Source organism: Phycisphaerae bacterium (assembly GCA_024102815.1).
Taxonomy (GTDB): Bacteria; Planctomycetota; Phycisphaerae; order UBA1845; family UBA1845; genus JAGFJJ01.
Window position 1 is genome coordinate 138,788 of the sequence record JAGFJJ010000031.1, and the last position, 24,115, is coordinate 162,902.

Annotated in this window: 24 protein-coding genes and 1 pseudogene; 8 read left to right on the top strand and 17 right to left on the bottom strand. The window is 62.4% G+C overall.

The window, feature by feature from the left end; translation table 11 throughout:
• The first annotated feature begins 19 nt into the window (after positions 1 to 19).
• Both J5J06_08130 and J5J06_08135 read left to right on the top strand, forming a co-directional pair.
• A pseudogene (locus J5J06_08130) lies at positions 20 to 355 on the top strand (ankyrin repeat domain-containing protein).
• A 630-nt stretch (positions 356 to 985) separates the two neighbouring features.
• On the top strand, positions 986 to 1,996 hold the full coding sequence (locus J5J06_08135) for a bifunctional methionine sulfoxide reductase B/A protein (protein ID MCO6437041.1): 1,011 nt from the start codon (positions 986 to 988) through the stop codon (positions 1,994 to 1,996).
• A gap of 24 nt (positions 1,997 to 2,020) precedes the next feature.
• Here J5J06_08135 and J5J06_08140 read toward each other — a convergent pair whose 3' ends face one another.
• Both J5J06_08140 and J5J06_08145 read right to left on the bottom strand, forming a co-directional pair.
• Positions 2,021 to 3,481: a deoxyribodipyrimidine photo-lyase gene (locus J5J06_08140; protein MCO6437042.1), complete on the bottom strand. Its 1,461-nt coding sequence runs from the start codon at positions 3,479 to 3,481 to the stop codon at positions 2,021 to 2,023.
• A 109-nt stretch (positions 3,482 to 3,590) separates the two neighbouring features.
• A complete protein-coding gene (locus J5J06_08145; protein MCO6437043.1) occupies positions 3,591 to 4,196 on the bottom strand; it encodes a hypothetical protein in 606 nt (201 codons plus the stop codon).
• Positions 4,197 to 4,450: 254 nt separating this feature from the next.
• Between J5J06_08145 and J5J06_08150 the strand changes: the two genes are divergently transcribed.
• The 6 genes from J5J06_08150 to fabG all read left to right on the top strand — a co-directional run bounded on the left by J5J06_08150 (position 4,451) and on the right by fabG (position 9,691).
• Positions 4,451 to 4,906, top strand: a complete 456-nt coding sequence (locus J5J06_08150) for a hypothetical protein (protein MCO6437044.1) — start codon at positions 4,451 to 4,453, stop codon at positions 4,904 to 4,906.
• Between the two features lie 186 nt (positions 4,907 to 5,092).
• Positions 5,093 to 6,277, top strand: coding sequence for a thiolase family protein (locus J5J06_08155; GenBank protein ID MCO6437045.1), 1,185 nt, complete (start codon positions 5,093 to 5,095; stop codon positions 6,275 to 6,277).
• A gap of 38 nt (positions 6,278 to 6,315) precedes the next feature.
• Positions 6,316 to 6,795 (top strand): hypothetical protein, encoded by a 480-nt coding sequence (locus J5J06_08160; GenBank protein ID MCO6437046.1) that lies wholly within the window; start codon positions 6,316 to 6,318, stop codon positions 6,793 to 6,795.
• Positions 6,792 to 7,895, top strand: coding sequence for a class III poly(R)-hydroxyalkanoic acid synthase subunit PhaC (phaC, locus tag J5J06_08165; protein ID MCO6437047.1), 1,104 nt, complete (start codon positions 6,792 to 6,794; stop codon positions 7,893 to 7,895). The genes J5J06_08160 and phaC overlap by 4 nt, the downstream gene beginning before the upstream one ends.
• Positions 7,896 to 7,930: 35 nt before the next feature.
• On the top strand, positions 7,931 to 8,752 hold the full coding sequence (locus J5J06_08170) for an SDR family NAD(P)-dependent oxidoreductase (protein MCO6437048.1): 822 nt from the start codon (positions 7,931 to 7,933) through the stop codon (positions 8,750 to 8,752).
• Between the two features lie 198 nt (positions 8,753 to 8,950).
• Positions 8,951 to 9,691 (top strand): 3-oxoacyl-[acyl-carrier-protein] reductase, encoded by a 741-nt coding sequence (gene fabG / locus J5J06_08175; protein ID MCO6437049.1) that lies wholly within the window; start codon positions 8,951 to 8,953, stop codon positions 9,689 to 9,691.
• A gap of 345 nt (positions 9,692 to 10,036) precedes the next feature.
• Here fabG and J5J06_08180 read toward each other — a convergent pair whose 3' ends face one another.
• The 15 genes from J5J06_08180 to J5J06_08250 all read right to left on the bottom strand — a co-directional run bounded on the left by J5J06_08180 (position 10,037) and on the right by J5J06_08250 (position 24,068).
• Complete coding sequence (locus tag J5J06_08180) at positions 10,037 to 10,750, bottom strand: hypothetical protein (protein ID MCO6437050.1); 714 nt, start codon at positions 10,748 to 10,750, stop codon at positions 10,037 to 10,039.
• A 239-nt stretch (positions 10,751 to 10,989) separates the two neighbouring features.
• A complete protein-coding gene (locus J5J06_08185; protein MCO6437051.1) occupies positions 10,990 to 12,441 on the bottom strand; it encodes a flagellin in 1,452 nt (483 codons plus the stop codon).
• 95 nt (positions 12,442 to 12,536) lie between these two features.
• A complete protein-coding gene (csrA, locus tag J5J06_08190; protein ID MCO6437052.1) occupies positions 12,537 to 12,824 on the bottom strand; it encodes a carbon storage regulator CsrA in 288 nt (95 codons plus the stop codon).
• A 220-nt stretch (positions 12,825 to 13,044) separates the two neighbouring features.
• Positions 13,045 to 13,494, bottom strand: coding sequence for a flagellar assembly protein FliW (locus J5J06_08195; GenBank protein MCO6437053.1), 450 nt, complete (start codon positions 13,492 to 13,494; stop codon positions 13,045 to 13,047).
• A 218-nt stretch (positions 13,495 to 13,712) separates the two neighbouring features.
• A complete protein-coding gene (flgL, locus tag J5J06_08200) occupies positions 13,713 to 15,653 on the bottom strand; it encodes a flagellar hook-associated protein FlgL (protein ID MCO6437054.1) in 1,941 nt (646 codons plus the stop codon).
• Between the two features lie 60 nt (positions 15,654 to 15,713).
• Positions 15,714 to 17,441 (bottom strand): flagellar hook-associated protein FlgK, encoded by a 1,728-nt coding sequence (flgK, locus tag J5J06_08205; protein ID MCO6437055.1) that lies wholly within the window; start codon positions 17,439 to 17,441, stop codon positions 15,714 to 15,716.
• Positions 17,442 to 17,446: 5 nt separating this feature from the next.
• A complete protein-coding gene (flgN, locus tag J5J06_08210) occupies positions 17,447 to 17,977 on the bottom strand; it encodes a flagellar export chaperone FlgN (protein MCO6437056.1) in 531 nt (176 codons plus the stop codon).
• Positions 17,970 to 18,305: a hypothetical protein gene (locus tag J5J06_08215; protein ID MCO6437057.1), complete on the bottom strand. Its 336-nt coding sequence runs from the start codon at positions 18,303 to 18,305 to the stop codon at positions 17,970 to 17,972. The genes flgN and J5J06_08215 overlap by 8 nt, the downstream gene beginning before the upstream one ends.
• 2 nt (positions 18,306 to 18,307) lie before the next feature.
• Positions 18,308 to 19,435 carry a flagellar basal body P-ring protein FlgI gene (locus J5J06_08220; protein MCO6437058.1) on the bottom strand — a complete coding sequence of 376 codons (1,128 nt, stop codon included), beginning with the start codon at positions 19,433 to 19,435 and terminating at the stop codon, positions 18,308 to 18,310.
• A gap of 62 nt (positions 19,436 to 19,497) precedes the next feature.
• Positions 19,498 to 20,220 carry a flagellar basal body L-ring protein FlgH gene (locus J5J06_08225; protein MCO6437059.1) on the bottom strand — a complete coding sequence of 241 codons (723 nt, stop codon included), beginning with the start codon at positions 20,218 to 20,220 and terminating at the stop codon, positions 19,498 to 19,500.
• Positions 20,217 to 21,224, bottom strand: coding sequence for a flagellar basal body P-ring formation protein FlgA (flgA, locus tag J5J06_08230; GenBank protein ID MCO6437060.1), 1,008 nt, complete (start codon positions 21,222 to 21,224; stop codon positions 20,217 to 20,219). Before flgA ends, J5J06_08225 begins: the two co-directional genes overlap by 4 nt.
• Before the next feature lie 230 nt (positions 21,225 to 21,454).
• Positions 21,455 to 22,264 (bottom strand): flagellar basal-body rod protein FlgG, encoded by an 810-nt coding sequence (gene flgG, locus J5J06_08235; protein MCO6437061.1) that lies wholly within the window; start codon positions 22,262 to 22,264, stop codon positions 21,455 to 21,457.
• A 13-nt stretch (positions 22,265 to 22,277) separates the two neighbouring features.
• Positions 22,278 to 23,045, bottom strand: coding sequence for a flagellar hook-basal body protein (locus tag J5J06_08240; GenBank protein ID MCO6437062.1), 768 nt, complete (start codon positions 23,043 to 23,045; stop codon positions 22,278 to 22,280).
• 4 nt (positions 23,046 to 23,049) lie between these two features.
• Entirely contained in the window at positions 23,050 to 23,259 is a 210-nt protein-coding gene (locus J5J06_08245) for a hypothetical protein (GenBank protein ID MCO6437063.1), read from the bottom strand.
• Between the two features lie 350 nt (positions 23,260 to 23,609).
• The gene (locus J5J06_08250) at positions 23,610 to 24,068 is read right to left on the bottom strand and encodes a PTS sugar transporter subunit IIA (protein MCO6437064.1); all 459 of its coding nucleotides are present in this window, start codon (positions 24,066 to 24,068) and stop codon (positions 23,610 to 23,612) included.
• Positions 24,069 to 24,115: the final 47 nt, after the last annotated feature.

Genomic DNA, 24,115 nt, shown 5'->3' on the forward strand with positions numbered 1-24,115 from the left:
CGGCTTTCCGCAGCAACCAATTGCCCTGGTACGGGAGGCCGTGACGGTTGCCCACGGGCGATTTGAGCGCCTTCGGGAATTGGTCGACCGCATGCCCGAGTTGGCCAAGTGCCGTTGGGACTGGGGCTTTGGAGACTGGGAATCGCCGATCGAGGCCGCCTCCCATACGGGCAATCGCGACATCGCCGCGTACCTGATCGACAAGGGAGCGCGTCCCACCATCTTCACGTTTGCCATGCTCGGGGATCTGGCCGTGGTTCGCGCGATGATTGAATCGCGTCCGGAGTTGCGCCAGACCACGGGACCACATGGACTCACCCTGGCTCATCATGCCAGGGTCGGAGGAGAGGCAGCGGCGTCTGTGCGTGGTTACTTGGAAGAAATTGGTCTTGCCGATGACCCCGTTGCCGAGATTCCGGATGATGCCCGGCAGCTCGTTCTCGGTCGATACGCCTTCGTCGATGCGGGTGGTGCGGTCTTTGAAGTACAGCACGGCAAGCGCGGTCTGGTCGTTAAGGGAGAGGGTGGGATCGCAAGGAGCCTCGTACAGATCTCCCCGGACACATTCCATCCGGTCGGAGCTCCCAGCGTGCGTTTCAGATTTGCCCGGGAAAACGAACGGGCGGCCGGAGGATCTCTGACCTACGGCGGGCGCAGCATCCGGTTCGCGCGGCAAAGCTAGTTCGAGCGCGCCGCGGCGTCTCTGCCTTTTCCCTTGCGTACCCGCGCCGGCGGGGCGCCGTTACATTGCTGTTTCGTATCCTTGTTCGGTCGCGAACAGGGAAATTCCGTTGCCGGCCCTATAATCTCTGGAGAACGGCGCTTGTGCAACGTACGCCGCGGAGATTGCATCCAAGACGGCAATGTGCATTGGCCGAAATCTGAAAGAGGTTTCGAATACGACGGGAGCATCGAGATGAAGTCGTTTGAGGGAGTTGGTTTACTGCTCATCATGGCGATCGTTGGATCTGTCGTCCTGCTTCGGATGACCGGACCGCGCAGCAAGGCGGGGGAGAGCTACGCGGGAACGCCGGGGGCGGGTGAGAACGCCAAGCCGACCCAGGCCAAAATCTCGCGCAGCGGTTACGACGTCACGCCGCTCAGCAAGAGTGAAGTTGAGAAACTGAGTCAGAAGCTGAACGAGCAGGAGAAGGATATTCTGTTGCGCGATTGCACCGAGCCCGCGTTCACCGGCGGCCTGGTGAAGAACAAGGACACGGGGATGTACGTCTGCAAGCTCTGTGGACTTCCCCTCTATGCCAGCGATACGAAGTTTGAGTCCGGCACGGGCTGGCCGAGCTTCTTCAAGCCCATTGATCCCGATCATGTGAGGGAAGTGCGGGATACCAGCCACGGCATGGTTCGGACGGAGATCGTCTGCGCCCGCTGCGGCGGTCACCTGGGTCACGTGTTCGAAGACGGACCGGCGCCCACGGGACAGCGCTATTGCATGAATTCTGCCGCGTTGGATTTCGTCAAGGAGGGCAAAGATATGCCGGAAGGGTCACTTCCTGTCGACAAGAAGACGGCTTACTTCGCCGGCGGCTGTTTCTGGGGAATTGAGGATCAGTTCCAGCAGGTTCCGGGCGTGCTCGACGCCGTATCGGGCTACCAGGGTGGTCAGACGAAGGACCCCTCGTACAAAGAAGTCTGCACCGGCACGACGGGACATGCGGAAACGGTGCGCGTGACCTATGACGCCAACCGCGTTTCGTATCGCGAGCTGCTCGAGTGGTTCTTCAAATTCCACAATCCGACGCAGCTCAACCGCCAGGGTCCGGACGTGGGCGAGCAGTATCGCTCCGCGATTTTCACCGTGGATGAGGATCAGGCGCGCAAGGCTCGAGCGTACATCGAGGAGCTTTCCAAGTCCGATCGCTTCAAGGGGAAGAAAATCGTGACGCAGGTCGAGCCGGCCGGTCCCTTCTACGAGGCCGAGCAATACCACCAGGATTACCATGCCAAGCACGGTGGCTCGTGCGCGTTGCCGGGTTAGTCCACCGGGCGCGCCGCGGCCGGATCATTGCGACTTCTTCTTGATCTTCTCGTAGGCCGCCAGGGCCCGGTTTCGGGCCTCGGCGTGGTCGACGATAGGCTCGGGATATTGCTGTCCCAATTTTACCCCTGCTTCGGCCAGGACACTGTCCGGAGCCTCCCAGGGTGCGTGGACGTACCGATCGGGCAGTTCCCGCAGTTCCGGGACCCACTTGCGAACATAATCGCAGAGTGGATCAAACTTCTGGCCTTGGGAAACCGGGTTGAAGATGCGGAAGTAGGGGGCAGCGTCGGCCCCGCATCCGGCGGTCCATTGCCAGCCAAGCGTGTTATTGGCGAGGTCGGCATCGACAAGCGTGTCCCAGAACCACTCCGCGCCCCGTTGCCATGGGATCAGCAGGTCCTTGACCAGAAACGAAGCTGCGACCATCCGCACGCGATTGTGCATCCAGCCGGTGGTCCATAGTTCCCGCATCCCGGCGTCGACGATCGGATAGCCGGTCCTTCCCTTCTGCCAGGCGCGGAGGAGTTTCGAATCGTCCTTCCAGGGAAACGCGGCGAATTGGTCGCGCAGCGGCTGGTCCACCGTATGCGGGAAATGATGGAGAAGATGGTGGGCGAACTCCCGCCAGCCGAGCTCCGACAGGAAGCTCCGCCGCGACGCCGGCATCTCGCGGCCGTCGGAATCAGGGTTCTGATCCATGGCATGGAGAATCTGCCCGGGGCTGATCTCCCCGAGATGAAGGTGCGGTGAAAGTCGGGACGTCCCTTCGACATCAGGTCGGTTGCGCTGATCGGCGTAATGTCCAAGCGATCGATCCAGGAAACGCTCCAGCTGCGCCCTGGCGCCTCCCTCGCCCGGCGTCCAGTTTTCCCGAAGCCCGCCGACCCAGTCGACGGAAGGCTCCAATTGAAGCGCCTCGAGTTCGACGCTTTCCGGCCAACGACCCGGGGCTTGTAGCTTCCGTGGTGCGCCTGACGGTGCTTGCCGTCTCAACTGCTTCGAACAGTTACGCCAGTACGCGGTGAATACCTGGTAAGGTTCGCCTTCGGCATTGGCAATCTCCCACGGCTCAAAAAGTAGCGCACCGTTGAAGGTATGCACTTCGAGGCCATCTTCGCGCAGTTCCTTTTCGATCTTGCTGTCCCGCTTTGCGGCCGTCGGCTCGTATTGCCGGCTCCAGTAGATCGCCTGTGCTTTGGTCTCCGCGGCGAGCCGGCGCAGCTCCTCCAGCGCGTTGCCGCGGCGGACAATCAGTCGTGAACCGAGGTCGCGAAGGGCGTTGTCAAGCGCGGCCAGTGATTGATGGAGCCACCATTTTCCGGCAGCGCCCGGCTTCCAGGCGCCGCCTTCATCGGGTGACCAGATGAACGTCGGAATGATAACAGCGTCGTTTTGGGTTGCCGCGAGCAGCGCAGGATGATCCGCCAGCCGCAAGTCTCGGCGAAACCAGAGAATCGTACGTCGCGACGCGGAGGAACTCATCGCACTCAACAGGAATTGTAGTTGGTGCCGGTCGATTCCGCATTGCAATTCGGACAGCAAATAAAGAAAAAAGCTCGCCGGATGGAAGCTGGACTGGCCCGATGTTGCCTCAGGCTGGGTTGCCGCTCTCGGGGCGTTGGGGGTTTCCCAATCCGCCAACCCGTTTGGTAAGCTCGTTCAACTGGCGGCGCAGCTCGGCGAGTTCCTGAGCGTACGTGTCCGCTTCGCTTTCCGAGCCGCTAGTCGAGGTTGTTTCTTCCTTCTTTCCATTGTTCGACGCGGCTGGTGTCGTTGCGAAGAGGGACATCATCCGCCCTGCCCATTCTGCCGGGTTTACCGCAGCGCCGCTGATCGCCTGGCGGAGGTATACGTCGAACTGCTTTTGCGAAGTGGCCAGAACGGTCATGAACGGTCCAAAGAACTGCTCGATCGTGCTTTGCAGTACTGGCAGGTTGGCGCGGATCGCCTGGTGGATCAAGGCAGACGGAAAAAGGTCAAGCTTCGGAGGATCGCGGTCCAAAAGGACCTGGAGGAGAACCAGGCTGGTAATGTCCTGGTTGGTACGCGAGTCCGTAATACAAACGTCGTGTCCCGCCCGGACCAGGTCGTAGACCTCGTGAAGTGTTACATGACAACTGCGGGTCGTGTCGTAATACCGCCGATTCGGATATTTCTTGATCTGTAGGAGTTGAGACTTGGAAGCTTCTTCAGTCATGTTGCAATCCTAGCCCGAATGTGGAAAGCGAGCATAGTGCGAATGCGCTCGAATGTCAACGAGTGATCATTTGAAACGTTGCAAAGTGTTTTATATAAAGCATTTATAATCGTTTAAGGTTCATGCTGCAATTGCACGATATTTCTTGACGCAGTTGCACAAAACAATATACTGTGTTCGTTGTGGCGGGTTCCTTCGTCACGAGTGCAAGTCAGGGTCGGTGGAAAAAAAGACAAATCTAAGGAGATGATGTGATGGTGGCGGAATCGCAGGAGACGATGAAGCGGATGTTTGATTCGGTGGCGGAGACGGCGCGGACGACGTACGAGGCGGGTCGGCGCATGCAGGAGTCGTGGTTCGATGCGGTTGGCTCGGGCCTGAATGGGGAATCGCAGAAGAAGTTCTCCTTTAATGGCGAGGGCTTCATGAAGCAGTGGTTCCCAATGGTCGGGCGAAACCTGGGCATCTGGCTCGATGCGACCAATGAGGCGTTCCAGGCGAACATGAACGTCCATCGCCGCACGTGCGAGACCATCGGTAAGTTCGGCGAGAAGGACTTCGTGGAAGAGCAGCGCCAACTGGCGGACGCCAGCGCGACCTCGTTCCGCAGCACGATGGACGCCTACACGAAGGCCGGCCAGGCGGTCTCCGAGAACTGGACGAATTGGTGCCGGTCGGCGACATGCTGCAGCGGGTCGGGAAGCGAGTAGATCAAGGCCGAGAGGTTCTGTGTCGTGTTTCAGAGCAAGACGTCCTCGCTGGCACAGCTATTGCTCGCCCGGTTCGCCGGAGGCGCGAAGTCCGCGCGCTCTATTTTCGGCTCGTGTCGGCCGATCGGTCCGCCCATGCGGCCGCGGCGAGTGGGCCTTCCTTCCTACCCTGGAGCGAGGTGAGCCATGGTGAAGAACGTTTACATTGCCGGTGGCGTGCGGACGCCATTCGGGTCGTTTGGCGGGTCGATGAGCGGATTGTCGGCAGCGGAGCTTGGAGCGCTGGCGATCCGGGGTGCACTGAAGCGAGCCGGGGTCGACGGCAAGCATGTTGATGAAGTGATGATGGGCAATGTGATCGGCGCCGGACTGGGCCAGAACATCGCCCGGCAATGCACGCTGGCCGCCGGGCTGGACACGTCGGTCGGCGCCACGACGATCAGCAAGGTTTGCGGGTCAGCGATGCGTGCGGTCATTCACGCGGCACAGGCTATTGAGTGCGGCGATGCCGAGCTGATGGTCGCGGGCGGTACGGAAAGCATGAGCAACGCGCCGTACCTTCTCCCCAAGGCGCGGACGGGGTATCGCATGGGCAACGGCACGCTGGTCGACGCGATGATCAACGACGGCCTGTGGGACGTGTACACCAATCGGCACATGGGGACCTGCGGGGATCAGTGCGCGACCAAGTACGACATTACGCGCAAGGATCAGGATGACTTCGCCGTCTCCAGCTTCGAGCGGGCCATCAAGGCGTGGGACGAGGGCTTCTACAAGGACATCGTGGTTCCGGCAGAGATCAAGATCAAGAAAGCTACGACCGTCGTAGAGCGCGACGAGGGCATGAGCAAGTACCAGGGGGCCGACAAGCTGCGCTCGCTGGCACCTGCGTTCGGACCGGAGAGCACGATCACGGCGGGCAATGCATCGAGCATCAGCGACGGTGCGGCCGCGATGATCGTTGTGGGCGAAGAGAAGATGAAAGCCCTGGGAATCAAGCCCGAAGCCCGAATCATCGGGCATGCCAACGTGGCGATGGAATCGGACTGGTTCACGATCGCGCCGATCCATGCCATCCGGAAGCTGTGTGAGAAGATCAAGGTCAAGCCCGGTGACGTGGATCTATATGAGATCAACGAGGCATTCGCCGTTGTGAGCGTGGTGGCGATCCGCGAGCTCAAGCTCGATCCGGCGAAGGTGAACGTTGCGGGCGGGGCGGTTTCGATCGGGCATCCGATCGGAGCGACCGGCGCGCGATTGATTTCGACGCTGGCGCGGGCGCTGGAGCGGCAGAACAAGAAGCTGGGCATCGCCTGTCTGTGCATTGGCGGCGGAGAATCGAGCGCCATCGCGATCGAGCGCGTGGCATGACGACAACAGGCGAGAACCATCAGCCATAAAGGGAAACCATGAGCGGATCATCACAGCAGCCGGCGGACATGTTCACGAAGTTCTGGACGGACATGATGTCCCGAATGACGTCCGCAGCATCGACCATGCCGGGCATGGCCCCGGCATCGCCTCCACCCCCGCCGCCGGAGGAATTTCTCAAGCAGATGCGGCAGTCGTTTTTCGACGCGTGGGCGAAGTACTGCGAAGAGTTCATGCGCTCGGACCAGTTCATGGAGATGATGAAGCGCTCGATGGACAATGCCCTGGCGTTCCGCCAGCAGATGAACGAGTTCATGACCAAGGCCCTTGGCGAAGGGCAGATGCCGTCACGGCAGGATACGGATGCGATCATGGACGTGCTCCGTGGCTTTCAGGGACGCGTCCTGGATCAGCTGGAGTCGTTGTCGCAGCGGGTGGAAGCGCTAGAGCGGCGGGCGGGTCAACCGCCCGCCGCCGCGACATCCTCCGGCGGTTCGTCGCGGAGGACCAAGAAATGACGACGGCGGCCGCCCCGAATATGCCCTGGTTCCCCCATCCGGCTGATGTGCAGCGGTTCTGGGAAGATGCGTTCCGCAAGGTCGCGGCGATGCCCAAGGTGCTGGAGGTCGCTCGCAAGGTGCGGAAGGGGGTCACGCCGAGCGAACCGGTCTATCAGTTTGACCGCGTTCGCCTGATGCAATACGAGCAAGCCGTCGAGCAGGTCCATGGGACGCCGCTGATCTTCGTCTTCGCTCTGGTCAACCGGCCGTACATCCTCGATCTTGGGGCCGGGAAAAGCGTGGTCGAGCATTTCGTCCAAGGCGGGTTCGATTGCTACAACGTCGATTGGGGCATCCCCACGAGCGCGGACCGTCACCTGGGGATGAGGGAATACGTCGAGGGGTACCTCGATGACGTCGTGAACCACGTTCGCGAGCGCACCGGCAGCGATAAGGTGAGCATCCTCGGCTATTGTATGGGTGGTTCGATGAGTGCCATGTATACGGCACTTCATCCCGAGAAGATCGCGAACCTGATTCTGCTGGCGGCGCCGGTGGACTGGTCGAACACGGACCATCTGCTCGGCCGGTGGGTTGATCCTTCGGTATTCGACGTGGACCGGCTCATCGACGTCTGCGGCAACGCCCCCGCGGATATGCTCCAAGGGTCTTTCCTCCTGCTCAAGCCCGTTTCGAATCTCGTAGAGAAATACGTACGATTCTACGAGAACATGGAGAACGAGAAGTTCCTGGAGGACTTCTTCGCCATGGAGACCTGGCTGAATGACAACATTCCCGTGGCCGGGGAGATGTTCCGGCAGTTCGTCAAGCGGTGCATGCAGGAGAACCAGTTGATCCAGGGACGCCTGCGGATCGGCGGACGGACGGTCGATCTGCGGAACATTACATGCCCGGTGCTGAATCTCACCGCCCAGCACGATCACCTCGTCCCCTGCGGGCAGAGCCAGCCGTTCTGCGCCGCCGTGGGTTCGGCGGACAAGGAGACGATCACGTTCCCGGCGGGGCACATCGGGATGGCGGTGGGGTCCAAGGCCAACCGAGAGCTCTGGCCGCGCGTGAAGGACTGGCTCGCTCAGCGATCGGAGCCGATGGCGTAGTCGCGGTCCCGGGCGAAACAAGCTGGAATCATCGCATGGAATTGAAAGATCGAATCGCGGTTATCACGGGTGGGGCGAGCGGCATCGGACGGGCGGTCTGCCGGAAGCTTGCCGAGGAGCACGTCAAGGCGGTTGGCGTCGTCGACATTTCGGATAATGTCGGGGCGGTCTGCGCCGAGATGAATGCGGGGTTCGGCCGGGATGTATTGCTTCCCTATCGGGGAGACACGACCCACGCCGATTTCCGCGAGCATGTCTATACGGATCTGGAGCAGCGATTGGGTCCGGTGACGTTGTGCGTACCCGCGGCCGGCATCACGCGCGATCGCCTCAGCGTGAAGGTGCGTCAGGACAACGGCACCATCAAGCCGGACATTTACAGCGAGGAAGACTTTCGCCGTGTCATCGAGATCAACCTGACCGCACCGATCTACTGGGCCATGCGAATGATTGCCTCGGTGGCGATGGACCGGGCGCGGCGCGGGCTGGGGCGCTGGGTGCCGGAGGAGACGATGCAGGGCGCCATTGTCCTCATCGGTTCGGTCTCGTCGGCGGGCAACCGGGGCCAGATTTCCTATGCGACGTCCAAGGCCGGGCTGGAGGGCGCGCAGGCGACACTGGCCACGGAAGCGGTGTTTCACGGCGTGCGTTGCTCGATGATCCACCCGGGTTACACCGACACGGCGATGGTTCAGGCGCTGGGAGAAGATCTGATTCGCGACAAGATCCTTCCGCACACGCAGCTTCGGCGCTTGATCCGACCGGACGAGATCGCTTCCGCGGTGTGCTTCATGCTGAAGAACTCGGCCGTAAGCGGTCGGCTCTGGGCGGATGCGGGCTGGCATCCGTCGGCGTAGACCAGCCACGTACAAGCGACCACCGTCGATTCGCGTGCAAATCAGCTTGCCGTTTTCGCGTTTGCACAAATCGGATCGCGCTGTTTTGATTGACAGCCTCCTGCGCATGCCGCACGATTCCCTCGTCCGTTCGATCGGAGAGGCGGTCGGCTGCTGCACATCTGCGCCTCTCTAGCGGCATCCACAAAGGAGAGCGTCATGCTTTCGGGCAAGGTCAGTCTGGTTTCAGGATCGTCTCGGGGTATCGGACGGGCCATAGCCTTGGCGCTGGCCGAGGCCGGGAGCGATGTCGTGGTTAACTACGTTTCCAGTGAGTCCGCTGCCGAGGGTGTCGCGGAAGAAGTGCGCAAGCTGGGGCGCCGGGCGATTGCCCTTCGAGCGGATGTTTCCGATTCGGCCCAGTGTGACGCCATGGTCGACAAGGCCGAGGCCCACCTCGGACCGATCCAGGTCCTGGTCAATAACGCGGGGATTACACGAGACCGGTCGTTTCTCAAGCTGAGCCGGGAGCACTGGGAGGAAGTGCTCATGGTTAACCTGCACGGTCCGTTCAACTTGACGGGACGGATTCTTCCGGAGATGGCCAAGGCGGGCTGGGGGCGGGTGATCAACATATCGTCGATCGTCGCGCAGATGGGCAACTTCGGGCAGTCGAACTATGCCGTGGCGAAGGGGGGATTGATCGCGTTCACGAAGACGTTGGCGCGGGAGGTCGCGTCCAAGGGTGTCACGGTCAACGCCATTGCCCCCGGATTCATCGAGACGGACATGACGGCGGCGGTACCGGAGAAGGCACTGGAGTTCGTTCGCGAGCTCACGCCCGTGGGCCGGCTGGGCACGCCGGACGAAGTGGCGATCGCGGCGGTGTTCCTGGCCGATCCCAAGGCTTCGTTCGTGACCGGACAGGTCATCAACGTCAACGGCGGCATGTACATGTAGCGCCGTGGCGGGCGGCGTTGGGCGCTGAACTTGCATTGCCCCGGGCGCAGTGAATTGCAGTGCCAAGTTCTTGACACTGCGGCGCAATTCGCGACATGAGCGCATAAAAGAAGCCTCGACACCGCAGCAACAGCGCGGCACACCCGAGGCTTCGAGAGAATTACTGTTCCGAACCTTGGTTCGGAACGAGGTCTACCGACCTCTTGCGCTTTTACTATACACGATCTTTCAGCGGAAATCAAGAGAAAAACGGCTTCTTGCCGATGGAATTCGTAGCGAGAAAGGTCGTTATTCCTGCCGTGGATCGGCGAGTTCGAATGGGCGGCTGCGCTGCGTGTGTCGGCCCTATTCGTCCGGCGTCTGGGCGCGGATTGCGTTCGCCAGATCGCTGGCTGGTGCCTGCGGCGTATCCTGCTGGATGCGATCGCGCAACCACGTCTTCAAGCGCGGAGGTGGTTCGGCCAGGCGCCATTGGCCTTTCTCGGAGATCAGCATCAGGATCACGTCGCGCTCGGGAGAAGTGCGCCGTGCCAGGCGGTGGTTGGGATCGATGGAAACGTCCGCGGCCAACAAGTAGACCGTCACAAGCTCGTTGCCGGTTTTTTCCGGGTTCGGCAGACCAGCCACTTTGACTTTTTCGAGCGCGCGAAGCTTGACGGCCTGAACGGCCGACCAGCCCTCTTCGTACTCCCGTCGTGAAATCGGTTTTTCAAAGGCCGACCAAAGCAGGCGGTAATTGTCGTAGTCGCCCTGCGTCGTCGTGCGCATGGCTTCGAGCACAAAGTGGTTCACGGACTCGTCCGGGCAGTGGAGCGCCTCCGGGAAGATCACACGCGGCGCATTCGCAGGCTTGCTGGACGCGGTCGAGGCTGATGCGGGTTTTGCGCCAGTGGGCGTATTCGGGGTCGGATTGCGCTCGCAGCCGGACGAAAGCGCCGCGACTGACAGAACCGAGAGCACGCCCACCCCGCCGCGCCGGGCCAAGTATGCCATTACGATCCTGCATGCGGTGTTGAATCGCGCAACAATCGTCAGCTCTGTCATATCAATGTCACTCATGTAGCGGAGTAACTCGACTCTCGTAAAGGGGAGTATATCCCTTGGGGAGCTTCTCGAACAGCGAGCGCGAGACAGATCGCCGCGGTGCGCACGGAACCGGCCGGCAGGGCGCTGCGCTGGTGGCGCACCCACCGGCCGGTACAAGTTGTTCGGGAAGGAGGACAGCCTCCGGACCGCGAGACCTCGCTTTCCCGCGCGGGCGGCGGGTCCGACCCGCCACCCGGTTACGTCAGCCGTGTTTACCCGCCGAGCAATTGGAGCACGTTCTGGGACTGGGCATTGGCGATGGCCAGAATGCTGTTGCCCGCCTGAACCAGAATTTGTGCCCGCGTGAGCTCGGAAGTCTCCTCGGCGAAGTCGGTATCGCGAATGACCGACTGCGACGACGTCAGGTTTTCGGCCGTGATCTGCAACTGGTTGATGTTGGGCTGGAGCGTATTGCGCTCGAACGAGCCCAGTCGACCGCGAAGCACGGCGACCTGCGTGATCACTTCATCAATGACGTCCGACGCCTCCTTGAGGTTGCCGGTGTTCAGTGCATAACGCTGGCCGTCCTTCAAATCGGCGAGGTATCCCACCAGCGCATTGCCGAGGCGATTGGCCTGCATGCTGCGGACGGCGATGTTCTCCTGCAGCACCGTGCTGACCTCGGGCCCGAGCTGGAAGAGGGCGCCGCCGCCGGTGACCTCGAAGGAACTCGTGCCCAGCGGCAGGGTCCCGTTGCCAAATTCCTCGGCGAGGACCAATTGAACGGCAAGCGTGTTGTCACTGACGCCGAGCTTGAGGCCGTCAGAGGTCGTGGCGACACCGTTGATGGTGGCTTCCGCGTCGCGTCCGACCGTGTGCGTGACGACGCCGCCCTGGCGGTCCTGAACGTCGAAAGCGGCGCTATTGGGCAGGGCGGTGACGCTCACGAAGGCGTTGCTTCCATACTGGAGCGACTGAATGACCAGTCCCGCGGATCCTCCGACGCCTGTGGCGGAGGCGAATACGCCGGTGTCGTCGGTGCGGGCGTTGATGGCGTCAGCGATCTCGTTGCTGGCCTGGCTGGCAGGGAAGCTGAGGGTGATGATGCCGTCGGGTCCGGCCAAGGTTACCGTGGCCCCACTGGCGCCCACGCCGGGCGACGGGAAGGTGAGCTGGGCCTGCTGGGCGGACTGGCTGACGTTGACATTTACGGGCACGAAGGAACGTGTCCCGAACCGGGCGCCGAGTACCTGCACGTCGGACAGTTGGGTGGAGTCCACGCTGCTGAGGACGTAGTCGAGTTCCCCGTTGAGCAGCTTTCGTCCGGCGAAATTGGTCGTGTTGGCGATGCGGGTGATCGAATCGATGGACAAGTCGATCTGGAGCTGATTGGCCTTGATCTCGTCATCGGAAAAGGCGCCGGTGTTGGCGGCCTCGATAACCAGGGCCTTGATGTCGGTGAGCAGGGAGGCGACCTCGTCGAGGGCGCCTTCCGTGGTGGCGATGACGTTGATCGCGCGGCTGGAGTTTCGAATGGCCTGGTTGACCGAAGAGATCTCCGAGCGGAGCCGTTCGGAGACGATCAAACCGGCGGGGTTGTCCGCTCCGCGGTTGATCTTGAGTCCGCTGGACAGTCGTTCCAGAGAAAGCCTCAGGGCGTGCTGAGAATCCTGCAAGTGCCGCTGGGCGACGAGGGACGGTACGTTACTGTTGATCCGGGACATGAGCAATCCTCCTTGATTACCCCCGATGACAATTCTGTGTCATCGGATTCTGAATGTCGAAGAGTCCGGCTTTTCCACGCGTTCCTTGCGTTGGGTCAGGACTTCTGGTTCGGGTCGGTCTTGGGTCGGGTCGGTTCGATGCGCGGTTCGGCGCCGTTTCCGTTCTCGCCGTTGACCGCCCGACTGACGTCGTCGACGCGCAGCTGGGCCGCCTGTTGATTCTCCCGTTTAATGGCTTCGTAAACTTCCTTACGATGCACCTGTATATGCCGCGGGGCGGTGATTCCCAACCGCACCTTGTCTCCGCGGATATCGACGACGGTAATCTCCACGTCGTCGCCAATCATGATCGTCTCGTCGCGTTGTCGTGATAGCACCAACATAGTCGGCTCCTTCCTTGCCATGCCGATGCGTGGTTCGTCCGTTGCAGCTCATCCCGCGAAGGGCGGGATGCATACCGCGCGACCGCCGAGCTATCCGGCTTCCGGCGACCGCCTGCGAATCGAACCACCGAGTGTCGGTTGCAGCGGCACTGATGTGGCAAGCCTGTTTCCCACTCCGGGCGATTCTAGGCCTGCTTGTACCGTGCCGACCACCTGAATCTCAGGCGGACTTGCTGACCGCCATCGGCTTGGGGAGCCGCATGAGCGGGTGACGCGTCGAATACCGCTTGTCACTCAAGACCAGTTGACGCGCCTGGCGCGTTTCCACGTTGACGACTACGGGACCCTGGAAGTTACCGGTCAACAGCTCATTCACCTTGTTGACGATGACAAACACCTGGGCCCGTCCCGGGTCGGAAAGTCCGATAGATTGGAGGTCATCCAGCTTTACCGGAACCTGGTAGTCGGCCACGAAAAGACGCGGATCGCAGACCACAAACGCCAGGTCGGGGGTGTCCACCGACTGCAGCCAGTAGAACCCGCTTCCCTCCCCGGTTTGCACCAGGGCGTAGCGCTTCTGAAGCGGAAAGCCCAGAATGCCCTCGGGGAATTCGATCAGCCGTCGTTCGTCAACCTCCAGTTGCCCGAAACGTGATGTCTGCAAGATCATCGCGTCGCTCCCGTGGCCTGTTCTCCTGAAACGGGCGTCGCCGCGCCGGACCTCCGATTGGGCTCGGGAGTCCCGGTTTGGTGACGCGCGAACGAAACACGTCCGTCCGCTCCGTCACTCCACTACGGTCCGTTTTCTGCGAGCCGCCGACTCCCGGCCACGGGGATGTCGCGTGCTCTGAGCCGTCTCATGATGACCTTCGCCGCCGTGCGGAAAGATCATCCCAGGTAATCCAGTAGCGACACGTTCAGCAGGAGCGAGCTGGTCGAGAGACTCGCCTGAAGCTGCGTGCCGGCCGATTGCAGTTTCGTGATCGCCTCGGCGTAATCCAGGTCCTGGACTTCGGAGAGGAAGACCTTCGTGGCCGAAGCCGCGTCTTCCATCTGCGTGAAGCGATCGCGCATCGCCTGCGAGCGGGCCCCCACGATTCCGTGTACCCGCGTCACTTCCTTGGAAAAGCGTTCGAGTCGCTGGGCGGCGCGGGTGATACCCGTCGTGTCATCCCCGCGCAGGGCGTTTTCGAGTTCCACCAGTGCGCCCAAGGCCCCTTCCGTGCGGACCAGGGCGCGATCCTCGCCGACGAGGGTGGGGTCGGGACCGGTGACCGTGCCGAGGATGCCGAGATCGAGCGCCGCCGCTGACTGGTTCAGCAGGCTGACCTGGAGGTCGCCGGTTCCGCCGGTGGCATCCTGAAGGGCAATTCCATTGCCGACCGTCGTGAGCTCCGCGGTGATGTTCACGCCGGCGGTCTGGGCGGCATCGTTGATCCGCTGGATTACATCGCCGATGGTGTCTGCACCGTCGAGGTTCACGTCGATGGTCGAGCCGTCGCGGGCGGTGATGCGGAAATCGTCCTGACCTTCGATGCGGGTGACACCTTTCCCGAAGTTCAGGCTGTCAAGCGTCGTGGCGGCATTGAAGGTACGCAGGCCGAGGTCGGCGGCAGTGGTGCCATCGTTCTCGCCGACGCTGAGCGTCGTGCCCGAGACCTGGTTGAAGATGTTGATGGCCGTGCCGCTTTCATTGATGCGGGCGAGCACGAACACGCCGGCGTTGTTGATCCTGTTGAGGATGTCCTGGACGGTCTCAGCCTGGCTCAGGTCGACGGTGACTGTCTTGAGCCCGTTGGTGATGACGAGGCCGGAATCGAGATCGATGCCCGCGCCTCGGGCCAGATCCGCCACGGAGGTCAGCGGGGTGATGCGAACGCCCAAGGCCGCACCGGTAATTTCCGTGCCCGAGGGGGTTGGCGTGAGGATTCCCAACTGCGCGGCCACAAGTCCCGTGCTTGTGTCGGTTACGGAGACAGGCGAGTTGCCCGGCGTGAGGACGAGGCCTTCGTCACCGAGCGAAGCCGTGACCGAGGCGCCGGCCTGCGTGGCGGCATCGTTGATCCGCTGGACGATGTCGCCAATCGTATCGGCCGAAGCCAGGTCGACGCGAAAGACGCCAGCGCCGCCTTGCTCATTGAACACGAGTGTGCCGGTCCGGATGCCGGCGCCGGTCGCTCCGCCGAGCTCGTCGAGACGCGTATTCTCGGTGAGGTTCGGCGTAAGGTCGGCGTCCGAGGCGATCCGAGCCGAGAGGGCATCGAACAGTATGTTTCCAGGAACGTTGATCGAGGCATCGGCATCCTCGCCGACGCGGACGGTGATGTCGCCGGTGTCGCCGATATAGGCGATTCCGCCGAGTGCATCGACAAACGGACGCTGCGTCGTGTCACGGCCGGCGAATAAGAACCGCCCGTTGAATTCTCGATTGCCAACGTCCTGGAGTTGTCGCCGGATGCCGGCGATCAGATCGGCGACCGACTCACGCTCTGCGCGGCTGGTCAGATTGCTGACGTTGTCGCTGGCAATAGTCTGGGCCTCGATGAGCAGGCTGTTGACCTCGGTCATGGCGCTGTCGGCGGCGGCCAGCGTGTTGTCCGCGTGCCGCAGGTTGGTGAGGAACTGGTCGCTGCGGGTGAGTGCCTGGGAGAGATCGACAGCGCGGGAAGCGGCGACGGGATCATCGCCCGCCGAGGCGAACTGCCGACCGGTGGCGATTCGTGCCTGCTCGTTGAACACGGCGAGCTGGTTCTGTCGCAAGGCCTGAATGACGAAATCCGCCCGCAGGTTGCTGCTCAATCGAGTCACATTGATGGGTCCGACGGCCATGGTGGCTCACCTGTTCTTTCGACGACTTCCTGACGGGGTTCTCCCGCGCGCTCCTATCTGCTAGCGAATCAACGAGACCAGCTCGCTGATGAGCTGATCGACAACACTTACGAATCTCGATGCGCCCTGAAACGCCCGCTGATACTTGACGAGGGCAATGGCTTCCTCGTCGAGGTTCACACCGCTGATGCTCTCCCGCTGCGATTGCAGGGAGTTGAGCACGGTGCCCGTGGCATCCTGGGCATCCTGCGCGGCCGCTGACGACACCGCGACGTCATTGGCGACGGCGTTGTAGTATTCCAGGAGCGTCTGGCCACTGAGACGCTGCGAAGCAGTGGTATCCAGTGCCGCGATGCGTCCGGCGGTCGTGCCGTCGCCGGGCAGGAAGGCCGACGCCGATCCCAGTCGGCGCGGGTCTTCCAGCAGCGATGCGTTGACGCCGATGTTCGTGGCGTCCGAACCGGTGAACAGCGTATTGACGCCCAGCGCGGCGAGCACGCCGGAGGTGTCCGCTCGGGCGGTGCTTCCATCGAACCCGAACACGAAGCTGCGGTCCTGGTCAGCGACCAGTCGCAATCGGCGGTCCGGCGTGATCGAGGCGGTCACGCCGTCGACTTCGGTGTTGATCGAATCGACGAGCGATTCCAGGGTCGTGTCGGTGTCGTTCCCTTCGAGCTGAACGTCGATACGATAGGAGGCCGGAGTCGAAGTCGCGTCGTCGAGAACGGTGACGTAGAAGCTGCCCGAGGTCGGCGGGAAGTTCAGCCCGGCGGCGGTGCTGTCGAGTGCGGCGTTCGTCGCCAGCACATCGAACGATCCGGTGACGGCGCGATAGCCCGTCAATCCCTGCCCGTCGGCGTGAATGGCGTTGACCTCGCCAATTACCGCTCGGGCCAGTTCGTCCAGCGCCGCGATTCGCCCGAGCGCGTGCGTGTCTCGCGCGGCAATGAGCCCGGCAAGTCTGCCACCCCGAATATCCACGTCGGCGTTGGTGTCCGCGAAGCGAACCGCAGTGCGTGTCGTCTCGCCGTCGGTTCGGGGTACGGCGATCAACTCCCGCACGGAGCGGCCCTGTACGAGAGCCTCGCTGCCGACGTAGACGTTGATGGCTCCGTTGGGCTGCTCGCGGACGGTTACGTCGAACAGCCGGCCAAGCTCGCGGAGCAACCCGTCGCGCTGGTCGCGAAGCGCCGTGGCCTGGCCATTGCCCGCTTCGACGCGGGTGATCTCCTCGTTGAGCTCGGCGACTTTCTCGGCCAGCGAGTTGGCGCTGGTCACGAGGTCGGAAATTCCTTCGTCGAAGTCGGAGGCGAGCTGGACGAGCTCGCTGCGCGTGCTCCGTAGCGACTCGGCCAGTTGCCGGGCGCTGGTCAATGCAAGGTCGCGTACGGCGGAGTCCTCCGGCAGATTGCGTACTTCGTCGAAATTGCTGAAGAAATCCGCGAGGCGGGAGGCGACGTCCGTCCCACCCAATTGATTGAAGAGCGACTCGACGCGCGATAGTGCGCCGCGCTGCTCTGTCACAGATTCCTGGGCTCCGATCGCCAGACGGACGCGACCCTCCAGGGCTTCATCGATGTTGCGCTGGATCCCACTCATGGCCACGCCCGCGCCGGGGTGCAGATCACCCTGGAGCGCCTGACCCTGCAAGGCGGCGAGATCAGGGGTTACCCGCGTGTAGTCCTCGTTGCCGGCGTTGCTGATGTTGTTGCCCACCAGTTGCAGCGCGTTCTGATAGGTCAGGATCGCGCTGCTGCCGACGTGCAAGGCTGAGTTGAGCAGTCCCATGATCGTTATCCCAAGGCGTCCACAAGCTGCGGCGCGCTACCCGCGGCAACGGCACCAGACTGCCCGTAGGTATCCACTCTGGCCGCCGCGGGTCGCACGGATGAGAGCACCGCGCTCAGATGGCCGAGCAGGTCGCGCGTCGTCACCGTGGCGACGCGCTGCAAGCGGGCGGTTACGCCGCCGACACTGCGAAGTCGATCGCGGGCAGTGCGAAGCGCCCGCGCATCGTTGCCATCGAGAAGATCAGCCAATTCGGAAAGCGAGATTCGTTTGTTCCTGAGAACCGCAAGTCCGTGCGATCGGGCTATGGAGTCCATTTGCCGTTGGCGCGCCTGATCGTGTTGGGTGATTGACTCTGCCAATTCGCGGGCTTCTTCCTGCGTCGCGCGCATCGTGTTCAGGTCGGCCTTTCGTACTGCCTGGAGGTGGCGGTCAATGAGCATGCCCAGACGTTCGTGGGCCCGCTCGAGTCGTGTCAGCGTGCCGAGCAGTTCCGGAATCGGACTGGATCCATTACTTGCGTTTGACTCACGCATGGATTGTCTCCTGCATCGAGGCGGCGCTTTCTGCCTGCAGTCGGCCGGTCTTTCCAGCCAGGTGGCGGTAGAGCGCATCGGCCAGTCCGTCCGCCTGGGCGGCGCCGGCGCGTTCCGCCAACATTTCGTGAAGCTGTGCGGAGAAGACCTCCTCGCCGCGCCCGCCGTGGCCGTATTTCCCCTTGAGCGGGCTCTCCCGCATCGTCTTGAGCAGCTTTCCGTAGAACACCGAACCGACGATTTCGCCGCTGAGTTGGCGCAGCTTGTCCGGCGCCGGCTTGGCACTTCGAATCAGCTCGAAGGGAGGTTGGCTGCTCTGAATCTCCATGACTAGCCTTCGTACAGAATTCGAGCGTGGAGCTTTCCCGCCCGGTGGATTTCTTCCAGAATCGCCACACGATCCTCGAACGGCACCTTGAGTCGATTGAGCGCTTCCAGCAGGTCGCGAACGTTGGGCAGCCGCTGTGCTTCCACATCCATGGGGACGAAGTCGTGACGCTCGAATTCCGGAATGGGTACGATGCCGTCCGGACCGGGGTTCGCCACGGTTACCGTCATGCCGCGCTGCGAGATGATGATGGGTGACAAACGCGTGTCTCCCGTGACCACGATTGTTCCCGTCTGGCGGTTGATCGTGACGCGGGCTTCATTGCTTTCCATCAGAAGCGGCGTTCGTTCGACGTCGCGGATCCACGAGGCCGGGTCACCCAACTGGTGGTCCGGGACGAGCACGACGATGTTCTTGCTGTCCAGCGCCAGGGCGACGCGATCCACGTCTGCGGAGATGCTCAGCTCCTTGTCTACCGCCTGAGCGATCGCCGCGGCCAGCGACCAACCCGCGTGGGCGTCATCGAGCACCAGCGTGATGTAGTGCTTTCCCGTCTCGATCCATGGATGGCGGAATCCGGCGGCGAAGAGTTCGCTGCCCCGGGCGAGCACGTTGGTCAGAACATCCTGCTCCATGCGCGCCCCGTTGCGGATGCGACCGGCCGTGGGGAGATCGTCCGAGACCTCGATCATGCCCGACGCGAATCCGAAGAGCCCCTGCACGTTCTTGTCATGATAAACCAGTGGAGTGGGGATCAATCTCCCGCCGGCGAGGCTCTTGGCGCCATGGGCCGTGACATACACGTCGAGCAGTTCTCCCTCGCGTGCCCCGTGTTCGGGAATGGTCACTTCGACCGATACGACAGCGACGTTTTTGGCGGCGGCGAGGTCATCGAGTGACGGGACGTCGGTGCCGAACCCGGCCAGCAGTGTACGAAGCTGGTCCATCGCGGGGCGATACTTGCCACCATCGCCGGTGCCGTTAAGTCCGGTCACCAGACCCATGGCGATCAAGACGTTCGTGCCCTGACCCTGAAGGTGGGTCACGTCGCCGACGCGCACCGTGGGGATCTGCCCAAGTGCCCCGGACGGCATCAAGGCGACAAGCAGGATAACGATTCGATTCAGCATGGCCTTATTCGCGATTCCTGTTGAATCAATTCACTCGCACATTCAACGTTCGATTCCTTCGCCTAAATCGGCCGCAGCAGATCGATCAGCTTCGGAATCCAGCCGCGCTGGGACGCCGAACGAAGCGCGCCTTCGTTTTGCACGACAATCTGAAGGTCGGCGATCTGCGTGCTCAGCACCGTGTTGTCTGCCGTAACGTCATCCTTGCGGCAGGTTCCCACGATGGTGATCTCGCTGATCTCCTCGTCATGCTGCACGCGTGCCCGTCCCTCCAGAACGAGGGTTCCGTTCGGCTTGATATCCAGAATCTTGGCCGTCAGCCGGGTCGTGAACGTGTCCTCGCGCTTGGTGTCGCCCTTGCTGTCGAGCTTGTTCTTGAACTGGTAGTCGACGTTGGGCTTGCCGCGATCGAAAACGGCTGCGCCGACCTGTCCGCCGATGAGCTGCGGAAACATCTCGAGTTCGCTGCGCACGTCCCACTTCTTGTCCGTCTTGAGGTCTGACTCCGCCTCAAAGCTACGCTGCTGGCGAACGATGATGGTGAGCAGGTCACCGGGGCGATACGTCTTCGGCGGCTTCACCGGCGAGGTCGTCCACGAATACTTGTCATAGACGGGATTCCGGGCCACGGCCTGCGCTTCGCGGGGCGTGACGGGCGGGGGTTCCTGGGCTTTGGCCTGCCGATCCCGCACGCCAATGGATGATGTCTGCGCCACGGCGCCGCTCGCCGTCAGGACCAGCGTGAGCGCCGCGTAAGGGATTCGGGCGGGCCGGCGATGATTCACGGTGCATTCCTCTCCGTGGATGCCAAACGGGTCGAAGATCCTGCCGATTCGCCGATGCGCACCACGCCCGGACCGGTTACAACCGCGTCGTATTGCACGCGGCGCGCATCCGCGGCGCGTACCGGGACGCTCTCGCCGAGGAGCCCATCCGCTTCCGCCCTTCCGCTGGTGACGATCGTCACCGCCCCGGAAACACACTCCAACGTGACGAGCTCTCCCCGACGAACCAACGGGACCGGCTCAAACTGGTCCGCGGTAAGCAGCGTTCCCTGGGGGATGAACCGCTTAGCGCGCTGCCCGACGACCGTGGCGGGGTCGTCCGTCCACGGCGCGTCGAGCCGATCGACAATGACTTCCGAAACGGTCAGGTCGGACGTCTGTACGGTTGCACCCTGATTAATGGCCTTCGCCGCCGAGACGAATTCGCGGCGCAAGGTGACTTGCGTGACAAGGGGCACGGTCTGCACGATCCGCCCGTCGTTGGTAACGTCGATCTCCAGGGGGGTCAGTCCCAGCGGCGAGCCGCCGCGGCGACGAATCTGAAATCCGAAGGGAGGGCTGGTCAGATCGAGCACCTGGTCGGAGGCGCGATCAAAGACCACATCGATCGATCCGCCGTATCGACCGAGTTCGTCAGTCAGGTGCTGCTTAACGGCCTGTCGCAGTGTCCGGGCGTCGGATTCAACTTGCCGTCCGGTGGCTCCGGCTTCGCCCGAGCCGGCGTCCGGGAGACGGGTCTTCGCGGACTCCCGGCCGGAGTCGGCCTGCCTTGCGCCCGTCGTGGGGCGTCGGACGGTGCAGCGCGTTGCTCCATTCAAGGTTAGTGTCGCCAAGTTGGCACCGGATTTGGACAGGGCGGCACGAACCGCGTCAAGTGCGATGATCCGTGAACCCCCCGCGGGCGGGGCCTGGGCGATATGGATGTTGCTCAATTTCTCAGCCTCGTCGCGATCCAATCCCTGCAAATCCGCCATGTCGATGAGCCGAACCGAATCGTCGACCACGACTGCCTCGGACCACAAGCGAATGGACCCGGCCCGAGCCGGTGCCGCAGCGAGTATCACCGCGGTGTATGCGATCGCTGCGCCAGCCCACCGGTTCGGCGTGCCTCCCTGCACGCGTCTGCCGGTGTGAGAATGGCAATCCTTGCACGTCATACGAGCGTCCTGCTCCGTTTGCGGCGGGAGAATCCGCTTCTCCCGCAAGCCCTCAATTCATCCTGTCAACGCGCCGTCTACGCCCGGCGAAGGTTCGACACGATCTGGAGCGATTGGTCAGCGCTCTGGATCGACTGACTGTTCAGTTCGAATGCCCGCTGTGTGGTGATCAGGTCGATCAGTTCCCGCACGGGGTCGACGTTACTCAGTTCCAATTGCCCCTGACGTACGGTTCCCAGTCCGTCCGTCTGCGGCGTTCCCGTGAGGGGTGTGCCGGAGGCGTCCGTTTCGATGTACAGATTCCGCCCGATCTGTTTGAGGCCCTCGGGGTTGACAAAGCGGGCGAGCTCAATCTGCCCGATCGCGTTGAGCGTCGAGGTTCCCTGCTGGCGGACGCGGACCTCGCCGTTGCCGCCGACGACGACTTCGAGGGCGTCATCGGGAATCGAGATGGGGGGGTCCAGGACCGGTCCGCTGCTGCTGCCCAGCACGACGTTGCCTTCAGCATTTCGGGCGAAGTCGCCGGCTCGCGTGTACGCGGTGATCTCGTTACCGTCGTGGATCGTGAGCACCTGAAAGAACCCGTCGCCCTCGATCAGCCAGTCCAGAGGCCGATCGGTGGGGTCCACGGAGCCTGGTGCGAAATTGAGCTGTGTGCCCGATACCGCCACTCCGGTTCCCACGAGAATGCCGTGCGGAACCGGCTCATCCTGTGCGTTGAGCACGCCCGGCTCGCGTTTGACCTGATACAACAGGTCCTCGAAATTGACCCGCGAGCGTTTGAAGCCCACCGTGTTGATGTTGGCCAGATTGTTGGCCACCACGTTGAGCTTCTCGTCAAGGGCCCGCATGCCAGAGGCTGCTGCATGTAGCGCCGTTACCGCCATATCCCGTCAACTCCTAGGCGACCCGTCCAACGGTCGAAACCGCCTGCCCGGTCACCTGGTCCTGAAGCTGCACCAGCGTTGCGTTGAGCTGATACGCCCGCGACGCCTCGATCATCATGGCCAGTCCCTTCAGCGGATCGTAGTTCGACGACTCGCGCGACTCGGATCGCAGATGCGCCGGAACCGGCTGCATCTCCGCTACCCCCGCGTCGAAGAGATTCTCACCGAACTTGCGCATTGACTGGCGATTGCCTGTGTCATGGAGGCCGAGTTGTCCGACGACTTCGTTCCGTTGACGGATCGTTCCGTCATCGGAGATACGCACCGTGCCACCCGCCGGATCGAGCTGGATGGTCGCCCCGTCCGCATCGAGCACCCGCCACCGACCACCGCCGGTCGATAGCACGAGTTCGCCGTTCAGGTTCATGGTGAACTCGCCGTCTCTCGTGTACCGGGTTGCGGTTCCATCGCTGACTGCGAAGAAGCCGTCTCCTTCGATAGCCACGTCCAGAGCTCGATTGGTGCGCTCGATGTTCCCCTGGGCGAAGTTGTGGAAGGTCGGCATGACCTCTGCGCCCCCGGACATTCCGTCCAGGACGGGATGCGAAAAGCCAAACCCGTCCACGGATTCGCGACTCTCAACGGGCCGAGCCATGACCACGGCGAGGTCTTCCTTGAATCCCGTCGTTTGGGCGTTGGCCAGGTTGTTGGCGTGCAGCGTCTGGCGAAGATCGTTGATCTTCATACCCGCCGCTGAAAGCCAGAATCCGTAGCTGCTCATGGCCCTACTTCCGCCTGTCCGCCTCGGCCGTTCCCGCCGGAGGCGGGGGCCGCAAACCTGGATCGCTCACACGTTCATCGTTCGCGGCGATGCCGTAATGCTCCGCCACCGCTTGAGCCGTCTGCCTGCGGACCAAACGGCCGATGCCGGCCCAGTCGAGTGCCAGATCGTTGACACGTGTGCGAGTCGGATGATCCTGGCCCGTCCGCGGCATCCTGCTGACTCCTGCACGCTCCACCCATGGAGCGATTTCCAATCCCCGGCCTGCCGCATAGGACAAGGCGCGTGCCATCCCACCTTGACCATGGAACGAACGGCGATGTGCGGGTACACCTTGGTTGCCGTAAGTAGCTTACTGGAAGAGATTTACATCAATCGGAAAAACTCACTGTCTTCGGATTGCGGGTAGCACACGGGGTCGGATGATTCGCGCAGCAATTGCAGGCGGTCGGCAAGGATCGCGCGTGAGCGATAGTGCGCGAAGGCTCGAACGCGAGCCTCGCGTGAGGTCTCGTTTTCGACTCGCAATCGAGCGATTCGATCAAATCGTCACGGGGAACCGAATCAGTCCTGTTCGTGCAGGCGAATGGCCTCGTAGAGCTGGGCCGGGGTGGTCGCCTCACTGACCGCCATCCGCAGGCTGGGTTTGAGCCACATGCGACTGATGTGGGCGAGGGCCTGAATGTGCGGACCGGTCTGGTCGATCGGGCTTACCAGGAGGATAATCAACTCGCAGGGCAAGCGGTCAGCGCTGGCAAAATCAATGGGTGTGTCTGCCTTGCCCACGGCCATGACCAACTGTGAGCAGGTGCGGGCCTTGCCGTGAGGGACAGCCAATCCATGACCGATGCCCGTGGAGCGTACCCGTTCGCGATCGAGCACGGCGCGGAGCACCTCGTCGCGATCGCCGATGCGCTGCCCGCGATGGAGCACGTCGACGAGTTCCGTGATCGCGGCGGTCTTGTCCTTGGCCTCGAGAGGAACTCGTAGGCTGTCCTCGCTGAGAATGTCCGAAATCTTCATAATGCTTGCCGGTTTGGGGACAAAACCGCCATTGTAACGCATTCGTC

Coding starts and splice junctions, on each gene's coding strand:
- J5J06_08250 (MCO6437064.1), bottom strand. CDS start 24,068: ATGAAGATTTCGGACATTCTCAGCGAGGACAGCCTACGAGTTCCTCTC.
- J5J06_08170 (MCO6437048.1), top strand. CDS start 7,931: ATGGAATTGAAAGATCGAATCGCGGTTATCACGGGTGGGGCGAGCGGC.
- J5J06_08155 (MCO6437045.1), top strand. CDS start 5,093: ATGGTGAAGAACGTTTACATTGCCGGTGGCGTGCGGACGCCATTCGGG.
- J5J06_08140 (MCO6437042.1), bottom strand. CDS start 3,481: ATGAGTTCCTCCGCGTCGCGACGTACGATTCTCTGGTTTCGCCGAGAC.
- J5J06_08185 (MCO6437051.1), bottom strand. CDS start 12,441: ATGTCCCGGATCAACAGTAACGTACCGTCCCTCGTCGCCCAGCGGCAC.
- flgN (MCO6437056.1), bottom strand. CDS start 17,977: ATGCGTGAGTCAAACGCAAGTAATGGATCCAGTCCGATTCCGGAACTG.
- J5J06_08195 (MCO6437053.1), bottom strand. CDS start 13,494: ATGATCTTGCAGACATCACGTTTCGGGCAACTGGAGGTTGACGAACGA.
- fabG (MCO6437049.1), top strand. CDS start 8,951: ATGCTTTCGGGCAAGGTCAGTCTGGTTTCAGGATCGTCTCGGGGTATC.
- flgK (MCO6437055.1), bottom strand. CDS start 17,441: ATGGGACTGCTCAACTCAGCCTTGCACGTCGGCAGCAGCGCGATCCTG.
- J5J06_08160 (MCO6437046.1), top strand. CDS start 6,316: ATGAGCGGATCATCACAGCAGCCGGCGGACATGTTCACGAAGTTCTGG.
- flgL (MCO6437054.1), bottom strand. CDS start 15,653: ATGGCCGTCGGACCCATCAATGTGACTCGATTGAGCAGCAACCTGCGG.
- J5J06_08180 (MCO6437050.1), bottom strand. CDS start 10,750: ATGAGTGACATTGATATGACAGAGCTGACGATTGTTGCGCGATTCAAC.
- J5J06_08220 (MCO6437058.1), bottom strand. CDS start 19,435: ATGCTGAATCGAATCGTTATCCTGCTTGTCGCCTTGATGCCGTCCGGG.
- J5J06_08240 (MCO6437062.1), bottom strand. CDS start 23,045: ATGAGCAGCTACGGATTCTGGCTTTCAGCGGCGGGTATGAAGATCAAC.
- J5J06_08150 (MCO6437044.1), top strand. CDS start 4,451: ATGGTGGCGGAATCGCAGGAGACGATGAAGCGGATGTTTGATTCGGTG.
- J5J06_08245 (MCO6437063.1), bottom strand. CDS start 23,259: ATGCCGCGGACGGGCCAGGATCATCCGACTCGCACACGTGTCAACGAT.
- flgG (MCO6437061.1), bottom strand. CDS start 22,264: ATGGCGGTAACGGCGCTACATGCAGCAGCCTCTGGCATGCGGGCCCTT.
- J5J06_08145 (MCO6437043.1), bottom strand. CDS start 4,196: ATGACTGAAGAAGCTTCCAAGTCTCAACTCCTACAGATCAAGAAATAT.
- csrA (MCO6437052.1), bottom strand. CDS start 12,824: ATGTTGGTGCTATCACGACAACGCGACGAGACGATCATGATTGGCGAC.
- J5J06_08215 (MCO6437057.1), bottom strand. CDS start 18,305: ATGGAGATTCAGAGCAGCCAACCTCCCTTCGAGCTGATTCGAAGTGCC.
- phaC (MCO6437047.1), top strand. CDS start 6,792: ATGACGACGGCGGCCGCCCCGAATATGCCCTGGTTCCCCCATCCGGCT.
- J5J06_08135 (MCO6437041.1), top strand. CDS start 986: ATGACCGGACCGCGCAGCAAGGCGGGGGAGAGCTACGCGGGAACGCCG.